This is a genomic window from Mesorhizobium koreense, from assembly GCF_031656215.1.
In the GTDB taxonomy this organism is placed as follows: Bacteria; Pseudomonadota; Alphaproteobacteria; order Rhizobiales; family Rhizobiaceae; genus Mesorhizobium_L; species Mesorhizobium_L koreense.
Window position 1 is genome coordinate 2,436,320 of sequence record NZ_CP134228.1, and the last position, 17,070, is coordinate 2,453,389.

A 17,070-nucleotide genomic window follows, 5' to 3' on the forward strand; every position below is an offset into this window, starting at 1 on the left:
CAAGGGCAAGGGGAGAGCTCTGCCTGTTGGTGAGAAACCTATTCCGCAAGCCTCTCGGACGAGAACCAGACATCGCCAATGATTGCGGTTGCCGTTTCGTCCGGCGGCTTGTCGGCCGCACGCCAGATCGAACGGGTGCGCTGCGCCCCCGCGCGATCGGGCAGCTTTGCCTTCCTCCCTGCGAACGAAGCGCCGACGCAGGGGATGAACCAGGACGGCATCAACGGCTCCAGCGCGAAGCCGGCTTGCCTGCGCGTGACGAGCACGGAAAGCGCGACCTTCTCGGACGGTCGCCAGGGGAAGATCAGCCGACCGCCTGGCTTCAAGGCGTGCAGCCAGGCGGCCGGCGGCGCGACCACGCCGGCATTGACATAGATGATGTCGGAGGCGGGGAGGGGCAGCGTCACCGCATCGCCAGTCACGACGGTCACACCGGGGTAGGGCAGGAGATTGCGCCTTGCCTTCTCCGCGAGTTCCGGTTCGATCTCGAAGGCGTGGACGCTGCCGCCGGGCAGGACGAGCCGTGACAGGATGGCGGAGTAGTAGCCGGTGCCGGCGCCGACATGCGATACCGCCTCGCCCGGCTTCGGGGCGACCGCTCCGATCCATGCGGCGTGAAGCGAGGGTTCGCCATTGTTGATGCCCTTCTCGGCATCGAGTGCCACCAGCGCGTTCTGGTAGAGATGGGCGGGATCGGCGTCGAGCGTCCGCACGTAGCGTTCGCCGGCGAGGGCGGCGGTGAGGCCCATGATCAACCACGGGCCGGGGCCGACGAAATCCTCGCGCGGCACCTCGGCGAAGGCCTGTTCCAGCCGTGGATCGCTTGAGCCGCTTGCGGCCGCCATCTGGCGAGCATAGACGGAACGGATTTCCGTCAGATCGACGTCACCGCCGGCCATGGTCAGAAATCCCATTCCAACATGTGTTATTCCTGAAATCCCGTTGCGGCCGACCGCCCGTCGGACGTTGCGAAAGCCGAACCAGTTTGCCAAAAGTGCCGGCGATGGCCGAAAACGAAAAAAGCTCGAGTCTCGAAACGCTCCGCTCGTCGCTTAGGCGACTTTATCACGGCGAGTCGAAGGCGGCGCTTCGCTTTCAACTCTCCATCATCTTCGTCGATCTGCTCACCATCGCCTTCTTTATCGTCTCGCCGGTCGTGAGGGACTGGCCGTCCTTTCTGTGGCTCGACTATGCCGTTGCAGCCGTCCTCGCGATCGACATAGCGGCCCGTGCACTCGCCTCTAGGGATATTCCGCGCTGGTTGAAGCAGTTGCCGGTGCTGGTCGATCTCTTCATCCTGGTGACGCTGCTCTTTCCCTACACCCTCTTCAACCTCGGCTTCCTGCGTATCCTGAGGCTATGGACCATCTCGCGGAGCGGTACGATCTGGCGACCGCTCGAACGGCGTGGCTACGGCATGTGGCGGGATGATGTTCAGGCGGTGATGAACCTCCTGACTTTCCTGCTGCTTGCCGCGAGCTTCGTCTATGTGAGCTTCTACCGGGGCGGCAATGGCCTGGAGGGCTATGTCGATGCACTCTACGTCACGGTGGCGACGGTGACGACGACCGGCTTCGGCGACGTCGTTTTGCCCGGTATCTGGGGCAAGCTCACCTCGATCGTCATCATGATCGTCGGCATTACCTTGTTTGTGCGGCTGGCCCGCTCGATCTTCCGGCCGTTCAAGGTCCTCTTTCCATGCCCCGAATGCGCGCTGCAGCGCCATGACGTCGACGCGGTCTATTGCAAGGCGTGCGGGCACAAGCTCAAAATCCCCGACGAAGGGGAGTAGAGACCGTCCATAAAGCCGTGCGGCCGGGCTGCAAATGGCGCTCGGCTGCGCTCCGGTGCTCGCCGATCACTGTTTTTGCCTCGGCACGTGACGGCTTTTGAACGGTCTTTCGCGTGAAAAGAATTGCCGGCCTGGGGCGGATGCTGCCCGCCCCGAAAGCCTCAACTCAGGCCTGTCGTGAAGCGCTGGATGCGGATGCAGGCCTCTTCCAGTAGCTCTTCCGAGGTGGCGTAGGAGATGCGGAAGTTCGGCCCGAGACCGAAGGCCGAGCCATGGACGACCGCAACGCCTTCTGCTTCCAGAAGTTCGGTGACGAAATCCTCGTCGGTGCCGATCACCTTGCCGGACGGAGCCTTCTTGCCGATCAGCGCCGCGCAAGACGGGTAAACGTAGAAGGCGCCTTCCGGCACGGGGCAGGTGATGCCGCGCGCCTGGTTGAGCATCGATACGACGAGGTCGCGGCGGTTCTGGAAGATAGCCTTGTTCTTCGCGACGAAATCCTGCGGGCCGTTCAGCGCCTCGACCGAGGCCCATTGCGCGATGGTGCAGGCGCCCGAGGTCTGCTGGCCCTGGATCATGTCCATCGCCTTGATGAGCTGGATCGGGCCGGCGGCGTAGCCGATGCGCCAGCCGGTCATGGCATAGGCCTTCGACACGCCGTTCATGGTCAGTGTGCGCTCGTAGAGCTTCGGCTCTACCTCCGCGATGGTGCGGAAGGTGAAATCGCCATAGGTCAGGTGCTCGTACATGTCGTCCGTCAGCACCCAGACGTTCGGATGCCTCAGGAGCACGTCGGCTACCGCGCGCAACTCCGCTTCGGTGTAGGCGGCGCCGGAGGGGTTCGACGGCGAGTTGAAGATCAGCCACTTGGTCTTCGGCGTGATGACCTTTTCAAGGGCTTCCGGCGTCAGCTTGAAGCCGTTGTCGATGGAGGTCTCGGCATAGACTGACGTGCCGTTGCAGATCGCCACCATCTCCGGGTAGCTGACCCAGTAGGGGCGCGGGATCACCACCTCGTCGCCGGGGTTCAGCGTCGCCATCAGCGCGTTGAACAGGATCTGCTTGCCGCCGGTGCCGACGATAGTCTGCTCCGGCCTGTAGTCGAGATTGTTCTCGCGCTTGAACTTCGCCGCGATGGCCTCGCGCAGCGGCGCGATCCCCGAAACCGGCGGGTATTTGGTTTCGCCGCGCCGGATCGCATCGATTGCGGCGTTCTTGATGTTGTCGGGCGTGTCGAAATCCGGCTCGCCGGCGCCGAGACCGATCACATCCCGACCTTTCGCCTTGAGGTCGCGCGCCTTCTGGCTGACCGCGATGGTCGCGGAAGGCTTCACGCGTGAAAGAGCGTCGGCGAGGAAGGCCATTGGAATGTCTCCATAAGGGGAAAATTGCCGCGTTTCTCATGTCCGATCCCGCGCCGAATCGCAAGGCTCGATCGACGGGACCAGGACTGAATCCCTGTCATTAACCGCTGGTCAAAGCTTCCCTGCCACAATCCGGGGAACAGGGGTTCACGGCTGCCTTTTTGGCAGCCAGGTCGCCGGAAACTGGAAAATGAAGCATCCCCGGCGTGTCAGCGACGCTATTGTCGCCGACGAGATCGGCATCGAGTACGGCCGCTACGGCGACTTCATCCTGAAGAGCGCCTACCAGAAGATATTCCGCCGCGAGGACGGGTTGTTGCGCCCCTTTGCCGTCGAGGGGCTCGTCATGCCGTTCCAAGACGGCCAGCCCATGCCGCCCGAAGCCCTTTTCGAAGCGATTCCTGCCGAGGACGAGGTCTTCGTGGAGAGCATGTGCCGCACGCTGCATTTGAGGAACTACGGCAATATCGGCGAGCCGGGGCTGGTTCTCTTCTTCAATTTCGACCCCCGCACCAACAGCGATTTCGCGGTGACGGTGAAGGAACTGGAGTTCATCGCCGGCCGCTACGGCGAAATCCAGCTCGACAGCCACCTGCTCGTCTGCGAGATCATCGAGACCGAGGCGCAGGATATCGACACGCTCGTCAGGATCACGGAGGAGATGCGCCGCCATGGCATCCGGCTCGCGGTCGATGATTTCGGTGTCGGCGATTCCGACCTGGAGCGGGTGAAATTGCTTCGACCTGATATCCTCAAGATCGATGGCGCGTGGTTCCGCCAGATCGCTGCTGTTCCGGCCGCCGCCGGCCTGTTCAAGTCTTTCGTCACCGGCCTGCACGGCCTTGGTGCGAAGGCCCTGATCGAAGGTGTTGAAACGCCGGAGCAGTTGGCGTGCGCGATCGATGCGGACGCCGACTATCTGCAGGGCTTTCTCTTTTCGCGGCCGAAACTCGCCGGCACGGTCTTCGACCCCGCATCGCTCAGGATCGATACGCTGCTCGAGCCGCATGCCAACGTGGTCCAATTGTTCAAGTAAGAACAATCAGCCGCGTTGATCCGTGCGGCAAAAATATTCATTTTGGCGCGCAGACAAGGTTGATCATAGTCCGCCTTTCACCACGGAGACGCCGGTCATGATCACCCTCTACGGCTCACTCGACAGCGGCAATTGCTACAAGCCGAGGCTGCTTGCCGCCAAGCTTGGCCTGCCGTTCCGGCATGTCGAAATCAGTTCGCGTGACGGCTCGACGCGGACGGACGCGTTCCTGGCGCGGAATCCGAATGGCAAGGTGCCTCTGTTGGAACTGGAGGACGGTCGTCTCCTGTGGGAATCGAACGCAATACTTCTTTATATGGCCGAAGGGACGCGTTTCCTGCCGAGCGATCGCTACGGGCGCGGCGTGGTCCACCAATGGCTCTTCTTCGAACAGTACAGCCATGAACCATATGTCGCGGTGCGCCGGGCGCTCGTCCGCTATCCGGAACGCGCCGCGATGGCCACGCCGGAAAGGCTTGCCGAGACGCTCGCCGGTGGCAATAGGGCGCTCGGCGTGATGGAGACGCAATTGGCGAAGGCGCCTTTCATTGCCGGCCGGTCCATCACCGTCGCCGATATCGCGCTCTTCGCCTACACGCAGGACGCCGAATATGCCGGTTTTGACCTCGGCTCATACCCGGCCGTGACGGCTTGGCTCGACCGTGTCAGGGCCGATCCGGGGCACGTGCAACTCGAATGGACGCCGCCGGAACTGTGATCTTCGCTTTTGGTGCGTTTGAATCGCGGATTAATTTCGGTTATGCGCAAGTCTGGACTAGACATCGGCCTCGGCTGATGCTGTCATCCGGTCGTAATAAAAGCCGACCAATAAGCGAACCGCATCAAACGGCTTTCTATGGGAGAGAATAACATGAAGTTCCGAACCCTTCTCGCCGCGGCAACGGCGCTTGCGATGATGTCGCCGGTCGTCGCCGAAGCGAAGACCCAGATCCAGTGGTGGCACGCAATGGGCGGCGCGCTCGGGCAGAAGCTCGAAGCCATCGTGGCCGGCTACAACAAATCGCAGGACAATTACGAGGTGGTGCCGACCTACAAGGGCAGCTATCCCGAGACCATGACGGCCGCCATCGCGGCTTTCCGTGCCCACCAGCAGCCCGACATCGTGCAGGTCTACGAGGTCGGCACCGGCACGATGATGGCCGCCAAGGGCGCCGTCTATCCGGTCTACCAGCTCATGAAGGACACTGGCGAAGCGTTCAACCCCAAGGATTACCTGGCGGCGGTTGTCGGCTACTATACCGATACGAACGGCAATATGCTGTCGCTGCCGTTCAACTCCTCCACGCCGATCCTCTATTACAACAAAAACGTCTTCAAGAAGGCCGGCCTCGACCCCAATACGCCGCCCAAGACGTGGGAAGATGTCGAAAGCTATTCCAAGAAGATCATGGATTCGGGTGCGGCCAAATGCGGCTTCACCTCGGGCTGGATCTCCTGGGTGCAGCTCGAAAACTTCTCGGCCTGGCACAATCTGCCGATCGGGACGGAAGAGAACGGTTTCGGCGGGCTTGACGCGCGCCTCAGCTTCAACGGTCCGATCCAGGCCCGGCACTGGGACAATCTGAAGAAGTGGCAAGACAACGGCATCTTCCAGTATGGCGGACCCGTGGGCGGCAATGATGCGGGACCGAAATTCTATTCGCAGGAATGCGCCATCTACATGAACTCCTCGGCTTCGCGCGCCGACATTCTTGCCAATTCCAAGGGTTTCGATGTCGGCATCGGCATGCTGCCATACTATTCCGACGTAAAGGGTGCTCCGCAGAATTCGATCATCGGCGGCGCAACGCTGTGGGTCCTGCAGGGCAAGGACAAGGATCACTACAAGGGCGTGGCGGACTTCTTCCACTACCTGTCCTCGGCCGAAGTCCAGGCCGACTGGCACCAGTTCTCCGGCTACCTGCCAATCACCAAGGCTGCCTATGAACTCGGCCAGAAGCAGGGCTATTACGAGAAGAATCCGGGTGCCGACGTCGCCATCAAGCAGATGACGCTCAATCCGCCTACGGCGAATTCGAAAGGCCTGCGCTTCGGTAACTACGTGCAGGTGCGCCAGATCATCGACGAGGAATTCCAGAGCTTGCTGGCAGGAAAGAAAACCGGCCAGGAGGCGCTCGATGCCGTCGTCAAGCGGGGCAACGAACTGATCGCCGAATTCCAGAAGGCCAACGAATAGTCTATCGACCTTCACGAAGCCCGCGCCAAGGCGCGGGCTTCACATATCTCCTCTCCCCGGGTCGGTAGATGCAGACGAAGCGCACCCTCTTCCGCAGCAAGACGCTGCCCTATCTGCTCATTCTGCCGCAGATGGCGGTCACGGTCATTTTCTTCCTTTGGCCCGCCGCGCAGGCGGTGCGCCAGTCGTTCATGCGCGAAGACGCCTTCGGCTTCAAAACGACCTTCGTGTGGTTCGACAATTACGCCCGCCTGTTTTCGGATCCGACATATGAGAACTCGCTTCGGGTCACGCTCGTATTCGCGGTCGGCGTTGCGCTTCTATCCCTGATCTCGGCGCTCGTCCTGGCGCTGGCGGTCGACCGCACGATCCGCTCCAGCCAGGTCTACACCACGCTGCTCGTCTGGCCTTACGCCGTGGCGCCGGCGGTGGCCGGCATCCTGTGGTGGTTCATGTTCAACCCGACGATCGGGATCCTTCCCTATCTGCTCAGCTTCGTCGATTATCACTGGGACCACTCGCTATCGGGGTTCGACGCCATGATCCTCGTCATCATCGCATCGAGCTGGAAGCAGATTTCCTATAATTTCCTGTTCTTCGTCGCAGGTTTGCAGGCCATCCCGAAATCGCTTGTCGAGGCCGCCGCGATCGACGGGGCGGGGCCCTATAAACGCTTCTTCACCATCATTTTCCCTCTCCTGTCGCCGACGACCTTCTTCCTGCTGGTAATCAACACCGTCTACGCCATGTTCGACACTTTCGCGGTTATTCACGCCACGACGCAGGGCGGCCCGGCGCAGGCCACCAACACGCTTGTCTACAAGGTTTTCCAGGACGGTTTCATCGGCCTGAACATCGGCTCCTCCGCCACGCAGTCGGTGGTGCTGATGGTCATCGTGATCGCACTTACCTTCATCCAGTTCCGCTGGATCGAGCGCAATGTTCAGTATTGAGGCGCGCGCATGATCGAAAACAGACCCTGGTTGAATTTCTTCTGCCACGCGATCCTGATCCTCGGCGTGGCCGTCGTCGCCTTGCCCGTCTATATCGCGCTTATTGCGTCGACGCGCGGGCCGAACGATTTCTATTCCGGCATCGTGCCGCTCCTGCCGGGCCCGCATACGATCGAGAACTACAAGGAGGTGCTGTTCTCCGGCATCTCCACCTCCGGCGCGCCGCCGATCGGCCTGATGATGTTCAACAGCCTTGTCATGGCGCTCTCCATCGCCATCGGCAAGATCGCGATCTCGATCATCTCAGCCTTCGCGATCGTCTATTTCCGCTTCCCCTTCCGGTCACTGGCCTTCTGGTTGATCTTCATCACGCTGATGCTGCCGGTCGAGGTGCGCATCCTGCCGACATTCAAGGTCGTTTCCGACCTCGGCATGCTGAACAGCTATGCGGGGCTGTCGGTTCCGCTGATCGCTTCGGCGACCGCTACTTTCCTGTTCCGCCAGTTTTTCCTCACCGTGCCTGAAGAGCTTATGGAAGCGGCGCGCGTCGACGGCGCCGGACCGATGCGGTTCTTCTGGGATATTCTCGTGCCGCTGTCGCGCACCAACATGGCGGCGCTGTTCGTGATCCTGTTCATCTATGGCTGGAACCAGTATCTGTGGCCGCTGATGATCACGACCGATCCGAATTATTACACGGTGGTCATGGCCATCAAGCGCATGGCGGATGTGGCCGATTCCATTCCGAAATGGAACGTCGTCATGGCAACGGTGGTATTGGCGCTCCTGCCGCCTGTCATCGTGGTGATCGCCATGCAGCGGCTGTTCGTCAAGGGTCTGGTCGAGACCGAGAAATAGAGAGGCTTGAACCCGCATGGCGGCAATTTCCCTCCATGATGTACGCAAGAAATACGGGACGACTGAGGTCATCCACGGGGTCGATCTCGATGTGACCGACGGGGAGTTCATCGTCATCGTCGGGCCGTCGGGCTGCGGCAAGTCCACGCTTCTCAGGATGGTGGCGGGGCTGGAGCCGATTACCGAAGGCACGATCGAGATCGGCGGGCGCGTCGTCAACGATCTCGAACCGGGCGAGCGCGATATCGCCATGGTCTTCCAGAACTACGCGCTTTATCCGCATATGAGCGTCTACGACAACATGGCCTACGGGCTGAAGATCGCGGGGCTTTCCAAGGAGGCCATCCGCCAGCGCGTCGATGTCGCCGCCCAGATGTTGGAGTTGAAGCCCTATCTCGACCGCAGACCGCGGCAGCTTTCGGGCGGCCAACGCCAGCGTGTTGCCATGGGCCGGGCGCTGGTGCGCCAGCCAGCCGCCTTCCTGCTGGACGAACCGCTCTCCAACCTCGATGCCAAGCTCAGGGTGCAGATGCGCCTCGAGATCAAGGCGATGCAGCGCAAGGTCGAAACGACCTCGCTCTACGTCACCCACGACCAGGTGGAGGCCATGACGCTCGCCGACCGGCTGGTTGTGATGAACGCCGGCTACGCCGAGCAGATCGACACGCCGCTCAACGTCTACCGCGAACCGGCCACGACCTTCGTCGCCGGCTTCATCGGCTCACCGGCGATGAACCTCATGGCGGCGACCGTCGCCGCCAACGGCAAGGGGCTGGAGCTTGACGGCGGAGGCACGGTGAAGCCGCGCAATATTTCGCTGCCAGAGAGCGGGCGCAAGGTCCTTCTCGGCATCCGGCCCGAGCACCTTTCACTGGTTCAAGATCTCAACGCCGACCTTCACCTCGCTGTGCAGGCGGTTGAGACGCTGGGTGCCGATACGCTCGCGCATGGCCGGCTCGCAGACGGTGGCGGGGTAGGGGGCGAACTCGTCGCCCGGCTGCCGGGTACGTCGGCGGTAAAACCCGACGAGGTGCTGCCGCTTGCCATCGAACCCGGCATGACGCATCTGTTCGACCGGGAAAGCGGCAAGCGGATCGAATAGCGCGAGGCGCGCCGCTGCCGCTCATGCATTCGGAGGCAGTCTCGGCTGCATCCCGTCGCTTGGAGCGATTGCCTGAAGCGCGGCACGCAGCGTCCGATAGGCCTCTTCGCCGAGAAGTTCACGATACGCCGTTTCCATCCGCTTATTGAATTCGTGGACGATTTTTGTGACCCGCACGGCGGCGTCCAGCGGCAGGACCAGCTTGGCGCGGCGGTCAGTCGGGTCCGGTTCGCGCCGGACATAGCCAAGTCTCTCAAGCTCGTCGACCAGCTCGCCCATGGCGGCCTTTCCGATTCCTGCGCGTTCGGCCAGGACACTCGACCGCGTCCCTTGGCGGTCGATATTGGCGAAAACGGCGCCGTGTTTGGGTCTGATCGCAGGATGTCCGCACGCCTGCAACGTCTCGACGAGGGCGCGGGCCGACGCCTGATAGGCATAAAGGAGTAGCGACTGGGTGTAAGGCGAATCCATCTTTTCAAATCCGTATCGATGCCATATTATATGGAATCCATACTATGTTGGAGGAAAACATGTCATCGACTTCCGAAGCCGCACTTGCGGCTCACGAGATCGTCACGGCAATGGTCCATGCGTGGAATGCTCACGATGCACATGCCTTCGCGGCTATTTTTGCGCGGGATGCCGACTTTACCAACGTATTCGGAATGGGCGCTGAAGGTCGCGAAGAGGTGGAGCGGTTTCACAGGCCGATCTTCGAGACGATGTTCAAAGATAGCTGCCTTGCGGCCATCCGCATGCGGACGCGTCCGGTCCGGTCCGACGTCGCTGCCGTGGACGTCCATTGGGAGATGAGCGGCGCATGCGATCCCGCGGGCAACCAATGGCCGAACCGCCATGGACTGATGAGCCTGCTTATAACCCGTGAGCAGGGGTGCTGGGCGATTGCGGTGATGCACAATATGGAGCTTCCTCCCGACGGGATGTCCGACGGGCAAGCGCGCTTGCAGGAACGGCATGTGCGCTCCGGCGCCGAGGAAGTCGACGAGATCTACCCTTTGGCTCCCGCCCCCAGCTTGACCCCGTTCTGCTCGGCAATGACGTCGGAAAGCATCGGCATGTAGTCGTCGCCGCGTCCCTGGGCGACGGCGGAAGCGTAGGAATTGCGCACGGAAGCGCCGACCGGGTTGGCTACATCGCTCGCCTGGGCAAAGGCGGCCAGGTAATTCATGTCCTTCAGCGCGTTGCGCAGCGCGAATTTGTGGGCATCGCGGTCGCGCTCCAGCACGTATTTGAAGAAGGTCTGGTAGAAGGGACAATCCATACGCCCGCCGCGGATGACGGCGTCGAATACCTCCGGCGTCAGCCCGGCCTTGGCGGCGAGTGTCAGCGCTTCCGAATAGATCGCCGCGTAACCCATAGCGATGAAGTTGTTGAGGAGCTTCATGGCGTGGCCGGACCCGGTCGGGCCGGTATGGATAACACGACCGGCGAAGCAATCGATGATCGGCCGGGCTCGCGCCACCACCTTGTCCTCGCCGCCCACCATGACATCCAGATTGCCTTCGGCGGCCTCTTTCGGCGTGCGGCTGAGCGGTGCGTCTATGAGCGTGATGTTCCTGTCCGCAAGCTCGCCGGCGAGACGCAAGGTCGAAGACGGGTCCGAGGTCGAGCAGTCGACGATCAGGAGCGGCTTGCCGGCGCTGGCGAGTCCCTCCGGCCCGTTGACGATCGCTTCCACATCGGGGCTGCCGGTGACGCAGAGAAAGACGATATCGGAGTTTTCGGCGAGCTCGCGTGCATTCTTCGCCTCCGCGGCGCCGCGCTTCTTCAGATACTCGACCGGTTTCCTGTTGCGATGGCCCAGCACCGTGAGCGGCCAACCCTTGCCGACGATGTTCGAGGCCATGCCGTGGCCCATAAGGCCGACGCCGACAAAACCGATCTTTTCCTTGGTCATTTACTTCTCCCGAGATTCTGGTCGGGGGGAACTTAGACTCGGAAACCTGTTATTGAAATGTGCGAAAGCACAAACGAAAAAGGCGGGGTAGAACCCCGCCTTCCGCAGGCAGCACATGCCGTGCACGGCCGCCAGTACATCCGTGACTTGCCGGGCCGGGATTTCTCGGACTTGCCGAAGCGCGATCACACCGGCTCAATCCGTCCGGTCGCGGCGATCGTGCCGCGAAATCCCCGGCTGCGCCCGTTCAGCCTGCGGCGCTGAGGTTCTGCGCGGCGGACTTGCCGGTGCGGCGGTCCTGCGCGACCTCGAAATTGACCTTCTGGCCTTCGGTCAGGCCGTTCATGCCCGAACGCTCGACCGCGGAGATATGGACGAACACGTCCGGTCCGCCGGCGTCAGGCTGGATGAAGCCGAAGCCCTTCTGGTCGTTGAACCACTTCACTGTTCCAGTTGCCATTTTTGTCTTCCTGTCGTGTTTGCTACGGTTTGGCCCTTCGGACCGGTGGTATCGAGATTTTGGAGATAGACATCAGCAAACGCGACCAGAGTGGAAGTGGCGCGGGCGTTCAGTTCGATCGGCCGAAATATCAACGCGCTGCATATAGGGCCGGACCGAGGGCGAGGCAAGACCACCTGGAAAGTGCGGAAGACTTGGCGGGAATGCGGATCGTTCTATCTTTACCGCCGGCGGAAACGGGTGCACCGTTCGAAGGTCACGTTCGCACGCGTCCACGATTTTCCGTACGCGCGGAGGCTGTCATGAAAAGGCTGATCGTCGTTTCGTTCCTCGTGCTGGCGGCCTTTCCGGCGCACGCGATCTCCCGCTATAGTTCCATGAGCATGAGTTGCGGGGCGGCGCAGGCGCATATCCTGCGTGAGGGCGCGGTGATCCTGCGCTACCGCTCGGCGCGCAACCCGAACCTGCCCCTCTACAACCGCTATGTGAGCGACGGCGGCATGTGCGCGCTGGGGGAGGGGGCGGTGGTAGACACGGTGCCGACGCGCGACAACCCACGCTGCGTCGTGCTCAAATGCCGTGACATCACCTACGACACGCCGGACAACTGATTTCGCATTCCCGCTGGCTCGGCTCTTCAAAACGCGAAGGATTGCTGTGCCGGGGGCGGCGGGCCGACATGCACGCCTTCCATTTCGAGCAGCCGCTCCTTGGCCGCCGAACCGCCCGGCGCCGAGAATCCGCCGATCTTATTGCCGGCGGCGAGGATGCGGTGGCAGGGCACTACGATCGGCACCGGGTTTCGCCCGAGCGCCTGGCCGGTGTCCTGGGCGCGACCCTTGTAGCCGGCCTCCTCGGCCAGCCCGCCATAGGTCGTGGTCTCGCCGAAGCGCAAGCCGCGGGCCGTATCGTAGATGGCGCGGCGGAAAGGATCGATGCCGTCGAGATCGACCGGCACACCCGAAAAGTCGACTGGCTCGCCCGCCCCGTAGCGCCGGAGCATGCCGACCAGATCGGCGATCGGCGCCGGCATGTCGGCGCTTTCGACCGCGTGACCCGCCACAGTCGCAAGCAGGCGACGCTCGGTCGCCTGGCGGTCACGCGCAGGAAGCTGCAGCCTCGTCAGGCCATGCTCGCTCCAGGCAATGCCGATCCAGCCGATGCCGGTCTCGATCAGCGCATAGGGAACGATACGATCATCTGTCGCGGTCATTGCTTTGTCCTTCTAGCATAAACGGCACTTAAGAACAAACCAGAAACATTCATCGAGGCTGCCGAAAATCCACCATGAATCTAGGCATCGCGGCTGTTTAGCGCCACCCGAAAAACCGCTGTCGCCACGGCTACGCGTTGATTCGTTTCGTGCATTGCGATGCCGGCAATCCTGGGTTAAGGAAAATTTAGGCAACGCAAAGATAATTTTTTCGGCTTCGCGGGGGCGCGAGGGTTTTTGTTTATGCGAATCCGCATTCTTTGCGGCCTGGTCCTGGCTTCGTCCGCGCTGGCCGGCTGCACCACCGGCAATATGGGCCTGCCGGGCGTTGCCTCCGCCGTGCCGACCGAGCGGCCCGACACGCAAACCGCTTCCGCGACCGATGGCAAACACGATCGGCTCGACCGCCTGATTTCCACCTATTCCGCCGCTTACGACGTTCCGACAAGCCTCATTCACCGGGTCGTCAAGCGCGAGAGCAACTACAATCCCAAGGCCTATCACGCCGGCAATTACGGCCTCATGCAGATCCGTTACCGTACGGCCAAGGGCATGGGCTACACGGGCACCCCGCATGGCTTGCTCGATGCGGAAACGAACCTCAGATATGCGGTGAAATATCTGAAGGGCGCGTGGCTGGTGGCGGGAGGCAATGAAAAGCGCGCCGACCGACTCTACCAGACCGGCTACTACTATAACGCCAAGCGCAAGGGCATGCTTGACCGGGCCGGCTGGGATGCGCTCGCCGCCGTCAAGCCGAAGGCCGGCCCGACGGTCGCCGCGGCCGAAGAGCAGGATAAGAAGCAACCCGAAGCGCCGACCATGACCGCTTCGATCGAGCCGGTATCGAGCCGGTTCGGCGGCAGCGCGACCGCGAGCCGTTCCGCTTCCGTCGCCACCGCTTCCACGCAGACGACCGCCATGGGCTATGCCGGCTCCGTGCCGACCGCCGTCGAGGCGCTGCCCGGCGTGATGACCGCGCCGCCCGAGCGGCCCGCGCGCTGAATACAAGATCCGCAAGGGCGGGCTGACCCCGCAGTCGGCCGCATCCGGCATTATCGCCACCATCGAAAGGCTTAGGCGCCTCCGCCGCCGATAGTCCCGCTCCGTGCTAGTATCAGCGGCGCGGGCATGAAACCTGCCGCGCGCATGACAACAGAAGCGCCTGGGGGAGGGCGGGGACAGGCTTGCAATCCAAGGAGGAGGCTGTGGACGACAGTCGCGATGCAAGACCTTCCGCAAGTGCAGTCGAACTCAAGACGAAGAATCGGGATCAGCTTGCCTATCCGCTTCCGGCCGGCAGCGCCGAGACCGAGCGGCTGATCCGCCAATCGGCCTTTATCAACGCCTTCACCCGCGCGCTCTTTGCCGAAGCCGGGATCGCGCCCGGCATGCGCGTGCTCGATGTCGGCAGCGGCGCGGGCGACGTGGCGCTCATCGCCGCGGACATGGTCGGGCCGACCGGGGAGGTGGTGGGCATCGACCGCAACGGTGCGGCGCTCTCGGTCGCCCGCGCGCGGGCCACGACGGTCGGCTTCGCGCATGTGACCTTCCGTGAAGGCGACCTGGCCGATCTCGACCCGAACGACAGGTTCGACGCCGTCGTCGGCCGGCTGGTGCTGATGTACATGCCGGACCCTGCGGCGACGCTGAAAGCGCTCGCCCGCCATGTGCGGCCCGGCGGCATCGTCGCCTTCGGCGAATACAACATCATGCCGGTCGCAATGCGCGACCTGCCGGCCATGCCTCTCGCACAGAAGCTCTTCGGCTGGATCGAGGGGGCGTTCCGACATGCCGGCGCGGAGACGGCGATGGGCAACAAGCTTTTCCCGGCCTTCCGCAAGGCGGGCCTGCCGTTCCCCATGCTGTCCTTGATGTCGCATATGGGCGGCGGTCCGGAATGGGACGGCTACGCCTATGCCGCCGCGACGGTGAGGAGCCTGCTGCCGCTCATTCTGAAGGCCGGGCTGTCGAGCGAGGAGGAGATCGGGATCGACACGCTGGAGGAGCGGCTGAGAGCCGAAACCGTGGCGGCGAACGGCATCATCCGCCTGCCGGAACTCATCAACGCCTGGGCGAGGGTAGGCGATCGTTCCTGACTCCCGCAAGAAGAGGGCACGCTTCCCCATTGCCACGCTGCCTTCCGGCCCTGGCCATTGTCAAGAAATCGGGAAGCGGGGCGCGAGGCCGTGCCTTCCGAATTAAAACAGGTGGCGCGACACACGCGCCCCGCCGGCGATTTCTGTTCCCGCCTGTTCCGCTGCTCCCGAAGCGCTGTTCTGCTTCGGGTCTGTGTACCTTCTACCGGCACGCAGGGGTCATAGTGCCCCCAGGGGAACCTCCAGGCGGGACCTCCCCGGCCTTACGGCTACGTTTGCCGCAAAGCGGAGGCGCCGGTTCCTCCCCACGCAATCACCGTCATGATCGGTGTTCCCGATGGGAGGAACTGACGGGATTATGGATGAAGGGCAGAGGGCGTGGATAAAGGGAAGCGCAGAAAATAAGGAAAGCGCTGAAATCAGCGGTTTCCGGAGGCTGACGGGCGCCAGTCTATCCACGTTTCGGCGACCACCCCCTCCTCCGTCATTCCCGACCTCGTGAGCGACTGAAAGGAGCGGAGAGTGTCGGGGATCCATGCCGTAGCCTTGCGGACGAACACCCCGATACCTGAGGCGACCCCGTTCTGAACCTCCGGCTCGCCACACCATCGCTCAGGCCTGGATTCCCGACACTCTCCGCTCCTTCCAGTCGCTGACGAGGCCGGGAATGACGGCGTGTCATTGGCCCTTCCGACAATCGTCGAGCATGGGGAGCCGCCAGGTTTCCGTACCGCTACGGAATGGGTCATGGACAGGTCGCCCGTACTGCGATCAGGCTGCCTTTCGGGGATGACGCGCGCGATAACGATCCTCGCGGCGCGCGGGGCACGGAGGATAATGACATGGAGGATTGTCGCCGCTCACGCGGCCGGCAAGGCATTCAACGGATGAGGTTGCAGTCGCCGCCGCGGTGCCTTGCCGTATACGTCACGTCAGGCGTGCCGTTCGGGCGAACCCGGATAGTGACGGACGTATGGCCAAGAGTGGCCGTGTAGGTATCGCCCTGTTGCTCGAGCTTCGCCAGCTTGCCGTTGATATAGACCGTGCCGTCCTCGTCATGCGTTTCGATCATCCCGCCGCAGCTTGCCTGGAATTGCGGCATGGCGGCCTGTGCGGCGGGCACGAGGAAAAGGGAAAGCAGGGCAGAGACGAGGAGGGGCTTGCGCATGGGGATCTCCAGTTGACGCGAGGGCACCTCACGCCCGAAGCCCGGCAGGAGTGTGGCGGCTCTTCCTCGCCCGGCCCGCTCACCGGCCATAGGTATAGGTGGCGCAGACGCGGTCCGGGTCGTTGCTGAAGGGGTCCGCCTTGGGCTGGAAAACGACCATCTCGGTCAGTTTGTCGTCGGTCCTGAAGAAGGCGACGTAGGGCACCGGGCCTGAGCCGCAGAGCCGGTTGCCGCGCAACAGCTTCGGGTCCTGCGGCTTCGTCAGTTCATAGACATCGGCCTTCGCCTTGCCCGAGGCGATCGGGTCCCATTTGCCTTCCTTGCCCGAGGCGACCTTCTTCACCGCGACCGACTTGCCGTTGCCAAAGGTGATCCTGTCCGCGCCGAGCGTCACGTCGCCGGTGATCGACATCGCCGTGTTGCTGTAGGCGGGGAGGCGCTCGGCGGCCGAGGCGGCGGTGACGAGGGAAAGGGCGAGGAGGGGGAGGTGACGAATGGTATGGATCATCATCTAAGAAGCCTAACATATGGGTACCGTCCATGACGACAAGCTGTTGTCAATGTTTGCGGTCCTGCCTTAAGGTCCATGACGCAGATCGTAACTTCAGCGGCGTGGGGAGGTGGTTCGGTGGCTTTGTCACCCCGTCAAGCTGAGCTTCAGGTAATTACAAAATACCGAAAAACTCAGCTCACATTACTTAAAAATGGTGCTCGTATAGAGCATGTCTGCGCAGATACGATATCAAACCTTATTTTGGTAGCTTCGGCCGATAGATTTCGGCTAGCACAGGAATTTTTTTTCTCAGCTCAGCGTATGGTCCGCTTGCGGCCGCCAATGCAAAGAAATGCGATTTCCAGGTCATATTATGGAATGTATCATGCGGCGCGAGCAGTGGCGTATCTCCACCAT

The 17,070-nt window shown here is 62.3% G+C and carries 19 protein-coding genes; 11 read left to right on the forward strand and 8 right to left on the reverse strand.

Annotated elements, in window-relative coordinates; genetic code table 11:
• Positions 1 to 38 precede the first annotated feature (38 nt).
• Positions 39 to 914, reverse strand: coding sequence for a protein-L-isoaspartate O-methyltransferase family protein (locus RBH77_RS11560; RefSeq protein ID WP_311032318.1), 876 nt, complete (start codon positions 912 to 914; stop codon positions 39 to 41).
• An 89-nt stretch (positions 915 to 1,003) separates the two neighbouring features.
• Here RBH77_RS11560 and RBH77_RS11565 point away from each other — a divergent pair, with 89 nt between their 5' ends.
• Positions 1,004 to 1,792 (forward strand): ion channel, encoded by a 789-nt coding sequence (locus RBH77_RS11565; RefSeq protein ID WP_311032319.1) that lies wholly within the window; start codon positions 1,004 to 1,006, stop codon positions 1,790 to 1,792.
• A 161-nt stretch (positions 1,793 to 1,953) separates the two neighbouring features.
• Here the strand turns inward: RBH77_RS11565 and RBH77_RS11570 are convergent, their stop codons facing one another.
• The gene (locus RBH77_RS11570) at positions 1,954 to 3,156 is read right to left on the reverse strand and encodes a pyridoxal phosphate-dependent aminotransferase (protein ID WP_311032320.1); all 1,203 of its coding nucleotides are present in this window, start codon (positions 3,154 to 3,156) and stop codon (positions 1,954 to 1,956) included.
• A gap of 190 nt (positions 3,157 to 3,346) precedes the next feature.
• Here RBH77_RS11570 and RBH77_RS11575 point away from each other — a divergent pair, with 190 nt between their 5' ends.
• The 6 genes from RBH77_RS11575 (at position 3,347) to RBH77_RS11600 (ending at position 9,302) form a co-directional block, all read left to right on the forward strand.
• Positions 3,347 to 4,192 (forward strand): EAL domain-containing protein, encoded by an 846-nt coding sequence (locus RBH77_RS11575; RefSeq protein ID WP_311032321.1) that lies wholly within the window; start codon positions 3,347 to 3,349, stop codon positions 4,190 to 4,192.
• 97 nt (positions 4,193 to 4,289) lie between these two features.
• Positions 4,290 to 4,910, forward strand: a complete 621-nt coding sequence (locus RBH77_RS11580; RefSeq protein WP_311032322.1) for a glutathione S-transferase family protein — start codon at positions 4,290 to 4,292, stop codon at positions 4,908 to 4,910.
• A gap of 153 nt (positions 4,911 to 5,063) precedes the next feature.
• The gene (ugpB, locus tag RBH77_RS11585) at positions 5,064 to 6,389 is read left to right on the forward strand and encodes a sn-glycerol-3-phosphate ABC transporter substrate-binding protein UgpB (RefSeq protein ID WP_311032323.1); all 1,326 of its coding nucleotides are present in this window, start codon (positions 5,064 to 5,066) and stop codon (positions 6,387 to 6,389) included.
• 68 nt (positions 6,390 to 6,457) lie between these two features.
• Positions 6,458 to 7,342 carry a sn-glycerol-3-phosphate ABC transporter permease UgpA gene (gene ugpA, locus RBH77_RS11590; protein WP_311032324.1) on the forward strand — a complete coding sequence of 295 codons (885 nt, stop codon included), beginning with the start codon at positions 6,458 to 6,460 and terminating at the stop codon, positions 7,340 to 7,342.
• A gap of 9 nt (positions 7,343 to 7,351) precedes the next feature.
• The gene (ugpE, locus tag RBH77_RS11595; RefSeq protein ID WP_311032325.1) at positions 7,352 to 8,200 is read left to right on the forward strand and encodes a sn-glycerol-3-phosphate ABC transporter permease UgpE; all 849 of its coding nucleotides are present in this window, start codon (positions 7,352 to 7,354) and stop codon (positions 8,198 to 8,200) included.
• Between the two features lie 16 nt (positions 8,201 to 8,216).
• Complete coding sequence (locus RBH77_RS11600) at positions 8,217 to 9,302, forward strand: sn-glycerol-3-phosphate import ATP-binding protein UgpC (RefSeq protein WP_311032326.1); 1,086 nt, start codon at positions 8,217 to 8,219, stop codon at positions 9,300 to 9,302.
• Positions 9,303 to 9,323: 21 nt separating this feature from the next.
• On the opposite strand, the gene RBH77_RS11605 is transcribed toward RBH77_RS11600, so the two are convergent.
• Positions 9,324 to 9,773 carry a MarR family winged helix-turn-helix transcriptional regulator gene (locus RBH77_RS11605; RefSeq protein ID WP_311032327.1) on the reverse strand — a complete coding sequence of 150 codons (450 nt, stop codon included), beginning with the start codon at positions 9,771 to 9,773 and terminating at the stop codon, positions 9,324 to 9,326.
• Between the two features lie 44 nt (positions 9,774 to 9,817).
• On the opposite strand from RBH77_RS11605, the gene RBH77_RS11610 reads away from it, so the two are divergent.
• Positions 9,818 to 10,384: an SgcJ/EcaC family oxidoreductase gene (locus tag RBH77_RS11610; RefSeq protein ID WP_311032329.1), complete on the forward strand. Its 567-nt coding sequence runs from the start codon at positions 9,818 to 9,820 to the stop codon at positions 10,382 to 10,384.
• On the opposite strand, the gene RBH77_RS11615 is transcribed toward RBH77_RS11610, so the two are convergent.
• Both RBH77_RS11615 and RBH77_RS11620 read right to left on the reverse strand, forming a co-directional pair.
• Positions 10,312 to 11,220, reverse strand: coding sequence for an NAD(P)-dependent oxidoreductase (locus RBH77_RS11615; protein ID WP_311032330.1), 909 nt, complete (start codon positions 11,218 to 11,220; stop codon positions 10,312 to 10,314). The genes RBH77_RS11610 and RBH77_RS11615 overlap by 73 nt on opposite strands.
• Before the next feature lie 247 nt (positions 11,221 to 11,467).
• Positions 11,468 to 11,680: a cold-shock protein gene (locus tag RBH77_RS11620; protein ID WP_311032331.1), complete on the reverse strand. Its 213-nt coding sequence runs from the start codon at positions 11,678 to 11,680 to the stop codon at positions 11,468 to 11,470.
• A gap of 302 nt (positions 11,681 to 11,982) precedes the next feature.
• On the opposite strand from RBH77_RS11620, the gene RBH77_RS11625 reads away from it, so the two are divergent.
• A complete protein-coding gene (locus RBH77_RS11625; RefSeq protein ID WP_311032332.1) occupies positions 11,983 to 12,291 on the forward strand; it encodes a hypothetical protein in 309 nt (102 codons plus the stop codon).
• 26 nt (positions 12,292 to 12,317) lie between these two features.
• On the opposite strand, the gene RBH77_RS11630 is transcribed toward RBH77_RS11625, so the two are convergent.
• Positions 12,318 to 12,893 (reverse strand): methylated-DNA--[protein]-cysteine S-methyltransferase, encoded by a 576-nt coding sequence (locus tag RBH77_RS11630; RefSeq protein ID WP_311032333.1) that lies wholly within the window; start codon positions 12,891 to 12,893, stop codon positions 12,318 to 12,320.
• A 243-nt stretch (positions 12,894 to 13,136) separates the two neighbouring features.
• Here RBH77_RS11630 and RBH77_RS11635 point away from each other — a divergent pair, with 243 nt between their 5' ends.
• Together RBH77_RS11635 and RBH77_RS11640 are read left to right on the forward strand one after the other, a co-directional pair.
• On the forward strand, positions 13,137 to 13,898 hold the full coding sequence (locus tag RBH77_RS11635) for a transglycosylase SLT domain-containing protein (protein WP_311032334.1): 762 nt from the start codon (positions 13,137 to 13,139) through the stop codon (positions 13,896 to 13,898).
• 203 nt (positions 13,899 to 14,101) lie between these two features.
• A complete protein-coding gene (locus RBH77_RS11640; protein WP_311032336.1) occupies positions 14,102 to 14,992 on the forward strand; it encodes a class I SAM-dependent methyltransferase in 891 nt (296 codons plus the stop codon).
• Positions 14,993 to 15,872: 880 nt separating this feature from the next.
• On the opposite strand, the gene RBH77_RS11645 is transcribed toward RBH77_RS11640, so the two are convergent.
• Together RBH77_RS11645 and RBH77_RS11650 are read right to left on the reverse strand one after the other, a co-directional pair.
• Positions 15,873 to 16,160 carry a hypothetical protein gene (locus RBH77_RS11645; protein WP_311032337.1) on the reverse strand — a complete coding sequence of 96 codons (288 nt, stop codon included), beginning with the start codon at positions 16,158 to 16,160 and terminating at the stop codon, positions 15,873 to 15,875.
• A 79-nt stretch (positions 16,161 to 16,239) separates the two neighbouring features.
• Complete coding sequence (locus RBH77_RS11650; protein WP_311032338.1) at positions 16,240 to 16,671, reverse strand: hypothetical protein; 432 nt, start codon at positions 16,669 to 16,671, stop codon at positions 16,240 to 16,242.
• Between the last annotated feature and the right edge of the window lie 399 nt (positions 16,672 to 17,070).